The 13,923-nt window shown below is 65.0% G+C and carries 12 protein-coding genes; 7 read left to right on the top strand and 5 right to left on the bottom strand.

Going from position 1 to position 13,923, the window contains the following annotated elements; genetic code table 11:
* Positions 1-2: 2 nt before the first annotated feature.
* Complete coding sequence (locus tag LH20_RS03280; protein WP_053552987.1) at positions 3-3,098, bottom strand: CHAT domain-containing protein; 3,096 nt, start codon at positions 3,096-3,098, stop codon at positions 3-5.
* Positions 3,099-3,311: 213 nt separating this feature from the next.
* On the opposite strand from LH20_RS03280, the gene LH20_RS03285 reads away from it, so the two are divergent.
* The 3 genes from LH20_RS03285 to grxD are packed head-to-tail and all read left to right on the top strand — an operon-like array spanning position 3,312 to position 4,269.
* Positions 3,312-3,638: a DUF1476 domain-containing protein gene (locus tag LH20_RS03285; protein ID WP_053552988.1), complete on the top strand. Its 327-nt coding sequence runs from the start codon at positions 3,312-3,314 to the stop codon at positions 3,636-3,638.
* 19 nt (positions 3,639-3,657) lie between these two features.
* Complete coding sequence (locus LH20_RS03290; protein WP_053556063.1) at positions 3,658-3,885, top strand: BolA family protein; 228 nt, start codon at positions 3,658-3,660, stop codon at positions 3,883-3,885.
* Positions 3,886-3,936: 51 nt separating this feature from the next.
* On the top strand, positions 3,937-4,269 hold the full coding sequence (gene grxD / locus LH20_RS03295; RefSeq protein ID WP_053552989.1) for a Grx4 family monothiol glutaredoxin: 333 nt from the start codon (positions 3,937-3,939) through the stop codon (positions 4,267-4,269).
* Between the two features lie 148 nt (positions 4,270-4,417).
* On the opposite strand, the gene LH20_RS03300 is transcribed toward grxD, so the two are convergent.
* Both LH20_RS03300 and LH20_RS03305 read right to left on the bottom strand, forming a co-directional pair.
* Positions 4,418-4,726, bottom strand: coding sequence for an alkylphosphonate utilization protein (locus LH20_RS03300; RefSeq protein WP_053552990.1), 309 nt, complete (start codon positions 4,724-4,726; stop codon positions 4,418-4,420).
* A gap of 4 nt (positions 4,727-4,730) precedes the next feature.
* Complete coding sequence (locus LH20_RS03305) at positions 4,731-5,477, bottom strand: class I SAM-dependent methyltransferase (RefSeq protein WP_053552991.1); 747 nt, start codon at positions 5,475-5,477, stop codon at positions 4,731-4,733.
* A 124-nt stretch (positions 5,478-5,601) separates the two neighbouring features.
* Here LH20_RS03305 and LH20_RS03310 point away from each other — a divergent pair, with 124 nt between their 5' ends.
* Positions 5,602-7,341 (top strand): N-acyl-D-amino-acid deacylase family protein, encoded by a 1,740-nt coding sequence (locus LH20_RS03310; RefSeq protein ID WP_053556064.1) that lies wholly within the window; start codon positions 5,602-5,604, stop codon positions 7,339-7,341.
* Positions 7,342-7,359: 18 nt separating this feature from the next.
* On the opposite strand, the gene LH20_RS03315 is transcribed toward LH20_RS03310, so the two are convergent.
* Together LH20_RS03315 and nhaA are read right to left on the bottom strand one after the other, a co-directional pair.
* On the bottom strand, positions 7,360-8,934 hold the full coding sequence (locus LH20_RS03315) for a hypothetical protein (RefSeq protein WP_053552992.1): 1,575 nt from the start codon (positions 8,932-8,934) through the stop codon (positions 7,360-7,362).
* Positions 8,934-10,220 (bottom strand): Na+/H+ antiporter NhaA, encoded by a 1,287-nt coding sequence (gene nhaA / locus LH20_RS03320; protein WP_053552993.1) that lies wholly within the window; start codon positions 10,218-10,220, stop codon positions 8,934-8,936. Before nhaA ends, LH20_RS03315 begins: the two co-directional genes overlap by 1 nt.
* A 228-nt stretch (positions 10,221-10,448) precedes the next feature.
* Here nhaA and LH20_RS03325 point away from each other — a divergent pair, with 228 nt between their 5' ends.
* The 3 genes from LH20_RS03325 to LH20_RS03335 all read left to right on the top strand — a co-directional run bounded on the left by LH20_RS03325 (position 10,449) and on the right by LH20_RS03335 (position 13,916).
* The gene (locus tag LH20_RS03325; RefSeq protein ID WP_053556065.1) at positions 10,449-11,357 is read left to right on the top strand and encodes a sulfite exporter TauE/SafE family protein; all 909 of its coding nucleotides are present in this window, start codon (positions 10,449-10,451) and stop codon (positions 11,355-11,357) included.
* On the top strand, positions 11,354-12,127 hold the full coding sequence (locus LH20_RS03330) for a TIGR02186 family protein (RefSeq protein WP_053552994.1): 774 nt from the start codon (positions 11,354-11,356) through the stop codon (positions 12,125-12,127). The genes LH20_RS03325 and LH20_RS03330 overlap by 4 nt, the downstream gene beginning before the upstream one ends.
* Before the next feature lie 76 nt (positions 12,128-12,203).
* Complete coding sequence (locus LH20_RS03335) at positions 12,204-13,916, top strand: helicase HerA domain-containing protein (RefSeq protein WP_200905425.1); 1,713 nt, start codon at positions 12,204-12,206, stop codon at positions 13,914-13,916.
* The last annotated feature ends 7 nt before the right edge of the window (positions 13,917-13,923 follow it).

Below are 13,923 nucleotides of genomic sequence, written 5' to 3' on the forward strand. Positions count from 1 at the left end.
GTTCAGCCGGCGTTCCCCGCCGCCTCCCTGCCTTGCCGCGCGGCGGCGGTCGCCCCCGGAGGCTGCAGCAGGGGCTGTCCGCCGTCGCCGATGATGGCAAAACCTGACCAATAATAAGGGTGTGAGGTTTGCTTGTCGTCCATGAGCGTCGTCTGGGTGGCCCACAGCGCGTCAGCCACGCTTTCCCCCTTCGATGCTGCGAACAAGCCGCCGATCAGTCGCTTGGTCGCGTCGAAATCGTCGGGTGCGGGCCAATGGCTTGCGATCACCGAGCGGCCCCCGGCGCCGATGAAGGCGCGCACGAGACCGTCGAGTGCGTTGCCGCCGCCGCTCGACACGCCCGCCTCGCGCGTCGCTGCGACCGAAGCGGCGCCCGCGGTATCGCAAGCCGACAGGATGACGAGGTCGGCATCGAGCTTGAGATCGTAAATCTCCTGAAAGCTGAGCAGCCCATCCGAATCGCCCTCACCGAACGAGGTGACCAGCACAGGACGTGCGGGACACGACGGGCGGGGAGCCGTGACCAATCCATGGGTTGCAAAATGGATGATCCGATATTGGTCGAGATCCGCGCGGGTCTTGACCGCTGTGTCGGTGAAGGCGCTGCCGATCAGAAGCGCTGCCGCGTCGCGTCCCATCGCGTTGCGCGCGGTGACAAGCTCATCGGCCGAGATCGGGCGGCTCCACTGCGAAATGTCCCACTGGCAGTCGCCGTCAATCCCCGAGGCTTCGCCTCCGCGCGTTCCGCTCGAAGGCAGTGCGCCGAGGACGGGCTGGTTCTGCCCAAGGCCGAAATATTCGTTGGAGGCACGCGATGGCGCGGCCTGACGCGCATTGCGGAAGGCGAGCGCAGAGACCGAAGTGCTCGGGCGTGCCGATCGACCCAGCCAGGCGATCTGTCGCATGTCGAACGGGTCGGCGTCGGGATCGGCGAGCCGCTGCTCATAATCGGCAAGCCCCTGGTCCGAGGTGATAAGCAGATTGATCGGAAGCCGCAGCATCGCCCCATCGGGTTCGAAGACCAAATGCGAAACCCCTGGAAGCTGATCGGCAACGGGGCCGAACAATTGCGTGTAGAGTTTGCGCGCGGTCCTTGCATCGAAGGGATAGGTCACGCGGCGGCCATTCTCGACGATCGAGATCGTCGAGCGGATCGCGTCGACCGCATTTTCAAGGCCCGAGGCGCTGATGTCGGAGCGCCACAGCTTTGCACCGTCGTGCTCGATCAGCATGGCGTAGACGGCGTCGCCAACGACGAGCATCTTCAAATAGGCTTCGCCCGCTCTCAGGACTTGCTGAAGCTCGGCAAGGTCGAGCTTGCCGGGTTCGACAACGCGATATTGCGGAAAGGCCGATAGCTGGGCGATTGTCTCCGCCTGCTGAAAGCCCAGATTGTCGAGCCGCGTCTTGAGGTCGGCGCGCAGCGCCGCGATCTCAGGGGTCCCGGGGAGCTGCGCCAGCCGCGCATCCTCGATTCGCGCGCGCTCGATGTCGCGGTTGAGGTTGGTCACTTGCCGGAAGAGCCGTGCGGCTTCGCCATTGCCGCCCGAAAGCTCGCGCGCAAGCACCGCCTGCGTGTCGGCAACGCCCGGCCGGATCTGCAACTGGCTCGCGACGAAGAAGTCGCCGATTGCCGCAGAATCGGTCTTGGCGCGCGCCGCGAGCAGCCGGTAATAGGGCGCCATCATGTTCGCCATGCCGGTGGTTGAACGCCGCGAGTTTGCGAGCGCGTTCACCACCTCCTTGTAAATGCCGAGCGCCTGCTCGTCCTGCCCGCGGCGCGCGAGGAACGCCGCATAGCGCGCGCGCGCCGAGGCGAGCGCGTTGGTTTCGGGATATTCGACCGCCAGCGCAGCCACCGATTCGCGAAAGCGCGCGTCAGCCGCCCCATTGTCGCCGAGCGCCTCTTCGGAAAGGGCAAGTTCGCCGAGCATTTGCGAGCGCAGCCGGACAATCGAGGTCACGCGCCCTTCGCGGACCGAAAGCGCATCGGCGAGCCCCTTCAGCTGGGCCCGTTTCGCAGCCGCGGCATTGCCGCGCAGGCGCTCGACCGTGCCGAGAAGATGTGTTGCCTGCGCGTCGATGATCATCGCCCGCTCAGCGGGGGTCAGGCGCTCGCGGTCCGAGGTTTGCTGAAGCGCGCGCGCCGAGGCGCCGCCGTTGACCCCGGCGACGATTTCGGGGGTCAGCGTCACCGCGTCGCCTTCGATCCTCACGGCACTTTCGAGCGGCGGGATGGGGGTCTGGAGAGCCGCCGCCGCGCCATCATAATCGCGCTGGTTCAGCGCGTGGATCGCCCGGAAATTTCGGCGAAGTCGCTGCTGCACCGGGTCGCTGGTCGGTATCGCCTCGACCTCGGCGAACAACCGCTCCGCCTCGGCAAATTCGCCGAGATTCGATTTCTGGAGCGCGCGGTTGAGCGTGAACTCGGTCGGATCGATCCCGGCGGACTGCTGCTCACCCGGTGCGCGGCGCGACAGCGCCTCGAAGAATTCGGCGGCATCGGCGTAGTCGCCGCTGTGGTTGCGCCGATATCCCTCTGCGAGCGCCTTGTCGACGTCGATCGTGCCGGCGAGCGTGCGGGCAAAACCATCGGCGCCGCCCACTGAGGTGGTGGCAACCTTGATCACGCCCGGCACGACGGCCCGGCGGCGGATCGATTCGAGCGCGAGATCGAGCGCGTCGCCATAGGCGGCAAAGCCTTCGGCGGCATAGCTCGTCGCGCCATCGGCCTCGATCCGCGTGCGCCAGGCGATGCTGCTGCCCCTCACGGTGCAGGCGCCCGCCCCATCACATTCGATCGCTCCCGCGCGCCCGCGCTCGACGCGCGCCATGGCTTCGGCGGGGCTTGCGCGCAGCATGCGGACATAACCGACGGGCTGGCTTGCATCGCGGCAAAGGACGATCCACGCGCGGTCGAACATCCCCTCGACCACGCTGTCGCGCACCGTCGCCTGCACCTCGCACAGCGAGCCTCCCTGATCGCCGATCGCGAAGCTGTCACGCAGCGTCGGATCATCGCCCTGCGCCTGAGCGGCACCCGTGGCGCCGAAGGCAAGGGCGGCGAGGAACACAGGAAAGCCATATCGAGCGGTCATTGTCGCAGTCCCCCAAAGCCATACGCATTTCAACCCTGCGGCTACGAGCGGCAAGGCGCGATTCTATCGTGGTGCGGTACGACCCATCCCGTTGGTGCGAACCCTAAACCCTTTGTTCGTAAAAGGGAAGTGATCTGCCGCACAGTCTCCTTGCGTCGGGGCAGGACGCGACCTATCTGCAACCAGGATCAGATTTCATCAGAAGAGGACGAAATGAGCGCATTCGACGACCGCGGCCGGGCCCAGGAAGCAAAGTTCGCCCGCGACCAGGACGTGCTGTTCCGCATTACCGCGCGGCGCAACCGCCTTCTCGGCGAGTGGGCGGCAGCGCGCATGGGCCTGACGCCCGAGGAGACCGACGCTTATGCAAAGGCAGTCGTGCAGGCCGATTTCGAAGAAGCAGGCGACGAGGATGTGATCCGCAAGCTCGCAGGTGACCTGACCGCCGCCAATGTCGAGATCAGCGATGCTGAAATCCGCGCAGCGCTCAACGAAAAGGCGGCCGAGGCGCGCCGCCAGTTCATCGACAGCGAGAATTGAGGGAGCAGGCCCGGTGGCGATGCGCGAAGAGGATCTGCGGGCCATGATCGCCGCCGCCTTTCCCGATGCGACGGTCACGATTACCGACCTTGCGGGCGACGGCGACCATTATGCCGCGCATGTTGTCAGCGCTGCGTTTCGCGGCATGACCCGCGTCGCCCAGCACAAGGCGGTCTATGCAGCGCTCGGCGGACGCATGGGCGGTGAACTTCATGCCTTGCAATTGACCACCGGCGTTCCTTCATAGGAAGCCCATGCTTTGCGGCGCGCCTGTGGCGCGCCCCACCGGAGACGACAGATGACTGACCCCGCCACCCACGACCGCATCGCCAAGCTGGTTGGCGACCATCCGGTGCTGCTGTTCATGAAGGGCACGCCGCTCTTTCCCCAGTGCGGCTTTTCCTCGCGCGCCATCGCGATGCTCGACCGGCTCGGCGTCGAATATGAGACGGTTGACGTGCTGCAGGACATGGAGATCCGCCAGGGGATCAAGGAATATTCCGACTGGCCGACGATCCCGCAGCTTTACGTCAAGGGCGAGTTTATCGGTGGCAGCGACATCATGATGGAGATGTGGGAGGCCGGCGAACTCCACACGTTGATGGATGGAATTCCCACGCGGGCCCAATAGCTTGGCTGCGCCGATCCGCCCGCGGCGGATTTGCGAAGGAGCAATCCGGCTTCGCAGGAATTGCCCCGCCAGCGCGCGGCCTTGACGAGGCCATCCGGCCGATCCCCACGCGCGCGGCTGAAGCCGCGTCCGATGCGCGAGGGCTCCTCTAGCGTTTGCGGACAAATTCGGCGCGCAGCACCAACCCCTTGATGCCTTCGTGGCGACAGTCGATTTCCTGCTCGTCCCCGGTCAGCCGGATCGATTTGATCACGGTGCCGACCTTCAGCGTCTGCCCCGCGCCCTTCACGTGCAAATCCTTGACCAGCACGACCGAGTCGCCGTCGGCGAGGAGATTGCCCACCGCATCGCGAACCTCGGGGCCCGCTGCCGCTGCTTCGGCGCGGGCGCGAGCTTCGCTTGCGGGCAACCATTCCCCGCTCGCCTCATCATAAACATAGTCCTCGTCGTCGGTCATTGTCTCACTCGGGTTTGCGGAAGCGAAGCGCGAACTGGTCGGTCCTGCCGCGAATGGAAGGGTCGAAGACATTCGCGGTACGCGGATCTTCGGGCTGCGTATAGAGGTCGCTTTCCGCCTCGAGCGTGAAGCCGGCCCTTGTCAGCGCCGCGATCACCGCCGCCTTGTCGATGCGGTGGAGGCTGTCGGAGAGGGTGGTTCCGCTACCGGCGGCGGCGCTGTGGTCGACGACAACCAGCGTCCCTCCGGGCTTCAAGGCCCGGAACAGGGCGGCGCTGGCCTTGTCGCCCGTGTCTTCAGGGAAGGGCTTGAGGTACAGGTCGTGGAAATTCTGCACGGTGATGATCGTTTCGAGCGGTACGGGGAAGGGCGGCGCCGCGAAGGGACCGCTGACCGCGTCGACATTCGCATAGGCCGCGTCAACCGCGGCCTGATCTTCGCCATATTGCTTCTGGAAGGCGATGAACTCTGCCGGCTGAAAAGCAAAGACGCGGCCTTCGGGTCCGACTGCGGCGGCAAGAAGGCGGGTGACATAGCCGCTTCCCATCACGAAATCACCGACCGTCTCACCTGGAGCCACCTCGGCGAAAGCGAGTAGTTCGGCGGGCTTGCGCCGTGTATCGCGCTCGCGGTCGGCAGCGGGGCGGGCGGGGTCGGCGATCGCGGCGCTGTAATCTGGGGCGGCCGCAGACGTGGCCGCGAGCGGGACGGCGGCCTGAAGAAGCAGGGCGAAGGTAAGCGTGCGGAACATGAGGGCGACTCCCAATGGCCTGGCGCGCCATCATAGCGATTTGCCGCGGGACGGGCGCGATTATTTGCACATCCGGAATTTGATGATAGGTTTCTTCCTGAAACCAAAAATCGGGAGAGTCGGGATGTACGATCTGGTAATTCGCGGCGGCACGGTCGTCGATGGCACGGGCGCCGCTCCCTTCGTTGCCGATGTCGCGATCGAGGGTGACCGAATTGCCGCGGTGGGCGCCAATCTGGGCTCCGGTCGCGAAGAGATCGACGCCAGCGGCAAGATTGTCGCGCCGGGCTTTGTCGACGTCCACACCCATTATGACGGGCAGGCGACCTGGGATGCGGAAATGGCGCCGTCGAGCTGGCACGGGGTCACCACCGTCGTGATGGGCAATTGCGGGGTCGGCTTCGCGCCGGCGAAGCCCGACCGCCACGAGTGGCTGATTTCGCTGATGGAGGGGGTCGAGGACATCCCGGGCTCTGCGCTCGCGGAAGGCATGCGCTGGGATTGGGAGACGTTTCCCGAATATATGGACGCGCTCGAACGGCTGCCGCGCACCATCGATGTGGCGTGCCATGTTCCACATGGCGCGGTGCGGGCCTATGTGCTCGGCGACCGCGAAAAGCCTGGCGCGATTCCGACCGAAGAAGACATAGCGGAGATGTCGCGCATCGTCGAGGAAGGCGTGCGCGCGGGCGCCCTGGGATTCTCGACCAGCCGCACCGTGCTTCACAAATCGGTCGATGGCGAACTCGTTCCCGGGACCACCGCGACGGCCGAGGAACTGATCGCGATCGGCCGTGCGATGGGGCGCGTGGGCTATGGCGTATTCGAAATGGCGAGCGATCTGAAGCGCGAGTGGAACGAGTTTCAGTGGATGGGGGACCTTAGCCGCGAGACCGGCCTGCCGGTGACTTTCGCGGCGCTCCAGTCGATCGCCAAGGAGCTGCCGCTCGAGGAGCAGATCGAGGAAATGCGGCGCCAGAACGCGACCGGCGCGAATATTGTCGCGCAGATCGCGCTGCGCGGCAACGGGGTGATCATGGCCTGGCAGGGCACCGTTCACCCCTTCCGCTTCAAGCCCGCGTGGAACGAGATTGAGGGACTGCCCTGGGAAGCGCAGCTTGCACATCTCAAGGATCCCGCCTTCCGCACCCGCATGACGCAGGAGCCCAACGTCTATCCCGAGAGCGATATCCTCGACTTCCTGAAGGTCGTCGCCGAAGGCTGGCCGGTTCATTTCGAGATGGACCCCGACTTCAACTACGAGCCGCGGATGGACGAGAGCATCGCCGCGCGCGCGGCGGCTGCGGGGGTGACGCCCGCCGAATATGCCTATGATCTTCTGATGAAGGACGATGGCAAGGGCTTCATCTATTTCCCCATCCTCAACTATCGCGACGGCAACCTCAATTTCCTCGAGGCCCTGCAGGCGGCGGACGACACGGTGAACAGCCTGTCGGACGGCGGCGCGCATTGCGGCACGATCTGCGACGCGGCCTCGCCAACCTTCATGCTGCAGCACTGGGTGCGCGACCGCAAAGGCCATCGGATTGCGCTTGAACATGCGATCAAGCGCCAGTGCCGGGACACGGCGCTTCTCTATGGGCTCGACGACCGCGGCCTGCTCGCACCGGGCTATCTTGCCGACCTCAACGTGATCGACATGGAGAGGCTGAAACTCGGCAAACCCTGGCTCGCCTTCGACTTGCCCGCGGGCGGCAAACGGCTGCTGCAAAAGGCCGAGGGTTATGTCGCGACCATCAAGTCGGGCGTGGTCACCTTCCGGGATGGCGAGATGCAGGGACCCACGCCGGGCGGCGTGATCCGCGGCCCGCAGCGCGTTGAAATGGCGATGGCGGCGGAGTGATCCGCCGCCGCGCGGCGATTATGGCGCGAGAAGGTCGGCCGGCAGCGTGGGCTCGCTAAGAATCAACGTCATTCGCCGCCAGCTTTCGTCGCGGTCGGGACCGCCGCGCTCGACATAGGCGCGCACCATCTCCTCGCCGATCCCGTAGTTGATCACATAGCTGCGATACTGGTCGGTAAAGGCGACCGACTGTTCGGCGCGCTTGGGCGAGACGAGGAGATATTTCTGTGTCAGCGCGACGGCGGTCGGTCGGTCGATCACGCCGTCGAGATATTGCTGTGCGATGGTGAGGCGCGCGCCCTGCAGCGTTTTCAGCGCATCGTTGAGCTTCCAGTAGCGATCATCACCCGGCGGGGCGATGCCCGCGAGCGGCATCAGCACGTCGCGCTCGGTGTCGGGACGCGTATTGTCGGGGAAGGCGAGGTCGATGCCGTAATTGGCGCTCCCCTCGGCGATCAGGCTTTGCGGGCTGTAAAGCGGGTAGACGCTGAACTCGGTCCAGCCGCGCGCCTTCACCAGCTGCTCCTCCAGCTTCATGTTGAGAAGGTGATGGCCGGGATAGCCCTCGTGGCAACCGAGGTCGAGCGCACGCGACAGGCGGATCGGAAGGTCGGTATTGACCTGGATGATGCTGTGGTAGCCCCCCTGGTAGTAATTATAACCGCTCCAGCTCTTGCCGGTCACGAATTGCAGGTCGAAGCTCTCCTGCTCAGGCATCGTGACATGGGCGGCGGTGCGGCCGCGGCAGCGTGCGATCGCGGCGTCGAACACGGGCTTCAGCTTGTCTTTCGGGATGGTGAAGCGGTCGAGAAAGGTCTCCACCCGCGCCGCGAGCGGGCCATCGCCCGGGACGAGCGCCTCGACCGCGACAAGCTGCGCGTCATAGCTTGCAAGCGGCTTCAGTTCGGGCCGCACGCCAAACAGGCGTTCGGCTTCCTCGATGAAGGGAAAGCGCGTCCCCTCCATCATCATCAATCGCGTCTCGGCGGCCCGAAGCTGCGCGCGAAGGAAGGCGGCGCGGCGCCGTTCGATGGGATCGGAAAGGTCGGGCGTGGCCGCGTCGAGCTTGGCCATCAGCTGCCGAGCGGCCAAAAGCAGTGTCGGCTTGTCGCGCGGCGCCTTCGTCGCGGCCTCGAGGAGGCTCGGCGGGCCATAATAGGCGTCGATGTACCCCCGCTCGTGGGTCCCGATTTCGAGGGTAAGGAGCACATAGGCGGATGCGATCGCATCGACCGCCTGCGCCGCATACATGGCCGCTGTGGGGTCGGCGGGGGCGGTGGGAGCGGGCCATGCGTTCGCATCCGGGGTGCGAGCGGCCGTCGGCGCGGCGGGCGCATTGGGTGCCGGCAAATCGGTCACGCCGGACAGTATCTCCATCCGGCTCACGTCGATGGCGGGCAACTCGGCGCCCACCTTGGCGGGCGAGCCTGGCTCTTCAGGATGAAGGGCAGGAGCAGACGAGCGAGGAGTGGGAGCGTCTTTTTCCTGCGCCTTTCGCTCGGCAACGACGCGCTTCATTTCAGGATCGAGTGCGTAGCAGCCCGACAGGGCCGCGCTGGAGACGAGCAGCATGAGGATGAGGGGGTTGCGCATCAGACCGGCACGGCTCCTTTTGTTTCCGACGTGTCGCGGACATCGCCGTCGGTGTCGATCTCGGCCGCGCTGTCGGCCTCGATCGCGGCATGATCGGGATGCGGCGGCGCGAAGCGGAGGACTGCAAATCCTGCGAGCGCCGCAATGAGCGATCCCATCAGGATGCCGATCTTGGCTTCTTCTATCAGCAAGGCGTTGCCCGGGAAAGCGAGGCTCCCGATGAAAAGGCTCATCGTAAAGCCAATTCCGCATAGCAGCGCAACGCCGTAGACCTGGAGCCAGGTCGCGCCGCGCAGCCGCCCGGCAATGCCGAAGCGAACCGACAGCCAGACACTCCCGAAAATGCCGATCTGCTTGCCCAGAAACAGGCCCGCAGCGATGCCGAGCGGGAGCGGAGCGAAGGCCTGATCTGCGGTGAGCCCGCCGAGGTCGACCCCGGCGTTCGCAAAGCCGAACAGCGGCACGATTGCGAAAGCGACCCAGGGGTGAAGCGCATGTTCGAGCCGGTGCAGCGGTGACGTCGCGCTGTCGGGTGCGCCCGGTGTACTCTCGAACGGGATGGCCATCGCCGCGAGCACCCCGGCGATCGTCGCATGGACCCCGGACAAGAGCATCGCATACCAGAGAAGCACAAACATCAGCAGGTAGAGGCTCAAACGCTTCACGCCTGCACGATTGAGCGCAAACAAGATCCCGAGCAGCACCGCTGCGGCGGCGAGCGCGGCGAGGTCGATCTTTGCGGTGTAGAAAAGGGCGATGATCGCAACCGCCCCCATGTCGTCGACGATCGCGACGGTGACGAGGAAGAGCTTGAGCGATGTGGGCGCGCGCTTGCCGAGCAGGGCGAGAACGCCGATCGCAAAGGCAATGTCCGTCGCTGCCGGGATCGCCCAGCCTTGGGCGAGCCCCGGCTCGCGCCCGGCGAACAGGGTATAGAGGATTGCGGGCACCACCATCCCCGCTGCCGCCGCGATCATCGGCAGCCGCCGCCGGTCCCAGCTGGCGAGCCGGCCATCGACGAACTCGCGTTTGATTTCGAGGCCAACGAGCAGGAAGAAGACCGCCATCAACCCGTCGTTGATCCACAAATGCACCGTCATCGGGCCGAGCTTCTCGGTCAGTGTCGGGCCGGTCACCGCATGGATGGTGTCATGATAGACCGTACCGAGGGAGGAGTTGGCAACGATCATTGCCAGCGCCGCCGCGAGGATCAGCAATATTCCCCCGGCGCTCTCGCTTTCGAGGAAGCCGCGCAGTGCGGAGCGAGGGACGGAGCGGGGAGCCATAAGGTGATATCCTGTCAAAAGCTGTATTTTTTGAAGTCTAGTAGCGAGCGTTTCGCAGTTCGTCACCCTCGAGCGGCTGCGGCTGATGCCGGAACGGCCCCCTTGCAGCGCAGGCCCGCCTTCTGATGGCGCCGCGCGACACAGCCGATTCCCCGGCTCTGAAAAATCGTCTAGGGTTTGCGGAATCGGCGCCGCCCGGGCGCCCGTCTCACGCTTCGGGGCCTGTCCTTGGATCTCTATCTTCCTGTCGCCAACCTGTCGGTCAACGCGCTGGTCATCATCCTCCTGGGAGGCGGGGTCGGCTTTCTGTCGGGCATGTTCGGTGTAGGCGGCGGCTTTCTGACCACGCCGCTGCTGATCTTCTACGGTATACCTCCCACAGTCGCAGCGGCGTCGGCCGCGACGCAGGTGACAGGCGCCAGCGTGTCGGGAACCCTGGCCTATCTCGAGCGGGACGGGGTCGACCTGCGCATGGGGGCAGTGCTCGTTGCAGGCGGCCTCATCGGATCGCTCATCGGCGCGGGGCTCTTCGAGCTGCTGACTGCCTGGGGCCAGATTGATACCGTCATTTCGATACTTTATGTCGTGCTCCTGGGATCGGTCGGCACGATCATGGGGCGCGAGGCGTGGGGGTCACTGCGCGCGATGAAGGCCGGAATGCCCCCGCCTCCGCGCAAGCGCCGCCATCATCCGATGGTCGCGAATCTGCCGCTGCGCTGGCGTTTCTATCGCTCGGGTCTTTATATCTCGCCGCTCGCCCCGCTGCTGCTGGGCATGGGGGTCGGCGTGCTCACGATGCTGCTTGGCGTGGGCGGCGGTTTCATCATGGTTCCCGCGATGGTGTACCTGCTCGGCATGGGGACGCAGGTCGTCGTCGGCACCTCGCTGTTTCAGATCCTGTTCGTGACGATCGCCACGACGATGGTGCACTCGATGACAACAGGTGCTGTCGATATCGTGCTTGCGGGCCTCCTCTTGCTCGGGAGCGTGACCGGAGCGCAGGTGGGCGCGCGCTTTGCCCAGTCGGTGCGACCGGAATATCTGCGGTTGCTGCTCGCGGGGATCGTGCTCCTTGTCGCACTGCGCATGGGGGTGGACCTCTTCATTCGCCCCGATGAAATCTACACCGTACAATGACGCGCGCGTTCGCCTTGCTGCTGGGGCTCGCCGCGGCGCTCCTGCCTCTGAACGCCGCGCAGGCGGCCGACCCCCGGCTGGTCCCCGACGTTTCCAACCGCGCGATCGATATCCAGTACAGCTTCACGGGGGAGGAACTCCTCTTGTTCGGCGCGATCCTCTATCCTGGTCAGCGCCTTCCCGACGACCGCGCCGACATTGTCGTGGTGCTGAAGGGCCCCGTGCGCCCGATCGTGCTGCGTGAAAAGCAGCGCGTGGCAGGCATCTGGGTGAATGCCAGCAGCATTCGCCTGCGCACCTCGCCCGGCTTTTATGCAATCGGTTCGTCACGGCCGATCGACAAGCTGGTCGATGAGCGGACCGCCGCGATCTTCGAGCTCGGGCTCAGCAACCTGTCGATGTCGCCAACGGGCTTTTCGGAAGCGAAAAAGCTTGAACGGTTCGAAAATGGGCTGATCGACCTCTATCGGCGGCTTGGTCTTTTTTATGAGGATCCCAGCGCGGTGGAAATCCGGGAAGGCGTGCTCTACCGCGCGCGGATTCCGGTGCCGGCGCGCGTTCCGGTGGGCAATTACCGCGCTGAAACCTATTTGATCAGCAAGGGCCGGGTCATTGCGGTTGCCTCGCGCGACGTCGAGATCCGCAAGGCTGGATTCGAACGCTTTGTCGCGCTCGCGGCGCAGCGGCACGGCTTCCTCTACGGTCTGACGGCGGTGCTCCTGTCGCTGACGCTCGGCTATGGCGCTTCGGCGATTTTCCGGCGGCGCTGACCCTTGGCAGCATAAGCGCTTTTTTTACCAACAGGTGCGATACCGTTTCTCGAACGGACGACAGGCGGGGCACCAAATGGATATGCAGAGCGGCGCGTTCAGCGCGAGCGACCAGACAGCTGCGCAGACGGTGCGCCTTGCGGGCGGCGGAACCGCCGCGCCGCTCTCGGCGGTAACCGCGCATCACCGCGATGAACTGTTGATCGGCGAAGTGATCGAGATCGCGGGGTCGGCCTCGCGCATCATCCTCGACGCAGCAGCGCTCGAGCGGCTCACCGGTTCGGGCGATCCTGCGGTGGCGATGGCGGGCCAGGTCGGCGCGCAGGTCAAGGTGCGCGTGGGCAATGTGTGGCTTCTGGCCAGCATTCGGGACCAGCACCTCCACGAGGGCGAGCGGGGTGTCATCATCGCGTCGGTCGATTTCCTCGGCGAAGGTGACGAGGAGAAGCTCACCGGTCGCATCCACAATTTCCGCCGCGGCGTCACCCGCTATCCGGTGCCGGGCAGCGAGGTTTATGCGGCGACGAGCGCCGACCTCAAGCAGATCTACGCCGCCGACGAGCGCGCGCATGTCGAGATCGGGACCGTTTATCCGACGCGGGATATCCGGGGATCGCTCTATGTCGATGCCATGCTTGGCAAGCATTTCGCTCTGCTTGGATCGACAGGTACCGGCAAGTCGACGAGCGCGGCGCTGATTCTTCACCGGATCTGCGAACTCGCGCCGCAAGGTCATATCGTGATGATCGACCCGCACGGCGAATATTCGGCGGCCTTCAAGGGCACGGGGGCCCTTTTCGACGTCGACAATCTCGCCATGCCCTATTGGCTGATGAACTTCGAGGAGCACTGCGAAGTCTTCATCACCAGCGAGGGGCGCGAGCGGCAGGGGGATTGCGACGTGCTTGCCAAATGCCTTCTCCAGGCGCGGCAGAAAAACCGCATGGCCGAGGGCATGACCAAGCTCACGGTCGACTCTCCCATTCCCTATCTTCTCTCGGACTTGCTCAACATCCTGCAGAATGAAATGGGCAAGCTCGACAAGGCGACCTCGAGCGCGCCCTTCATGCGGATCAAGGGCAAGATCGAGGAGATGCGGGCCGACCCGCGCTATAATTTCATGTTCTCGGGCATGCTCGTCGCCGACACCATGGCGGCCTTCATCGGCAAGATTTTCCGCCTGCCATCGGACGGCCGGCCCATCTCGATCATCGACGTATCGGGGGTGCCCTCGGACATCACCGGCGTCGTGGTCGCGGTGCTGTCGCGCCTGACTTTCGACTATGCCATCTGGTCGCGTGGCGAGCCGCAGCGCCCGATCCTCCTCGTGTGCGAAGAAGCGCATCGTTACATTCCGGCAAAAGACGTCGGCCAGGGACAGGCGGTGCGCAAGATTCTCGAGCGGATCGCCAAGGAGGGCCGTAAATATGGTGTGTCGCTGGGGCTCATTACCCAGCGCCCGTCCGACCTTGCCGAGGGTGTACTCTCGCAGTGCGGCACGATCATTTCGATGCGCCTCAACAACGAACGCGACCAGCAATTCGTCAAGGCCGCGATGCCCGAGGGCGCGCGCGGCTTCATCGATTCGATCCCGGCGCTGCGCAACCGCGAATGTATTGTCTGCGGCGAGGGCGTCTCGATCCCGATCCGCGTCTATCTCGATACGCTTGAAGAGGACAAGCGTCCGGCATCGAGCGACCCGCTCTTCTCCAAATTGTGGCGCGAGACGGGCGGCGAGGTCGAAATCCTCGACCGCGTGGTGAGGCGCTGGCGCAGCCAGGGGCGCTGATTTTCCG

Origin of the sequence: Sphingopyxis sp. 113P3, from assembly GCF_001278035.1 — a bacterium.
Classification (GTDB): domain Bacteria; phylum Pseudomonadota; class Alphaproteobacteria; order Sphingomonadales; family Sphingomonadaceae; genus Sphingopyxis.

Bases quoted from the DNA above. Each gene is read 5' to 3' on its own strand.
- LH20_RS03280 (WP_053552987.1), bottom strand. From the start codon at position 3,098: ATGACCGCTCGATATGGCTTTCCTGTGTTCCTCGCCGCCCTTGCCTTC.
- LH20_RS03285 (WP_053552988.1), top strand. From the start codon at position 3,312: ATGAGCGCATTCGACGACCGCGGCCGGGCCCAGGAAGCAAAGTTCGCC.
- LH20_RS03290 (WP_053556063.1), top strand. From the start codon at position 3,658: ATGCGCGAAGAGGATCTGCGGGCCATGATCGCCGCCGCCTTTCCCGAT.
- grxD (WP_053552989.1), top strand. From the start codon at position 3,937: ATGACTGACCCCGCCACCCACGACCGCATCGCCAAGCTGGTTGGCGAC.
- LH20_RS03300 (WP_053552990.1), bottom strand. From the start codon at position 4,726: ATGACCGACGACGAGGACTATGTTTATGATGAGGCGAGCGGGGAATGG.
- LH20_RS03305 (WP_053552991.1), bottom strand. From the start codon at position 5,477: ATGTTCCGCACGCTTACCTTCGCCCTGCTTCTTCAGGCCGCCGTCCCG.
- LH20_RS03310 (WP_053556064.1), top strand. From the start codon at position 5,602: ATGTACGATCTGGTAATTCGCGGCGGCACGGTCGTCGATGGCACGGGC.
- LH20_RS03315 (WP_053552992.1), bottom strand. From the start codon at position 8,934: ATGCGCAACCCCCTCATCCTCATGCTGCTCGTCTCCAGCGCGGCCCTG.
- nhaA (WP_053552993.1), bottom strand. From the start codon at position 10,220: ATGGCTCCCCGCTCCGTCCCTCGCTCCGCACTGCGCGGCTTCCTCGAA.
- LH20_RS03330 (WP_053552994.1), top strand. From the start codon at position 11,354: ATGACGCGCGCGTTCGCCTTGCTGCTGGGGCTCGCCGCGGCGCTCCTG.
- LH20_RS03335 (WP_200905425.1), top strand. From the start codon at position 12,204: ATGGATATGCAGAGCGGCGCGTTCAGCGCGAGCGACCAGACAGCTGCG.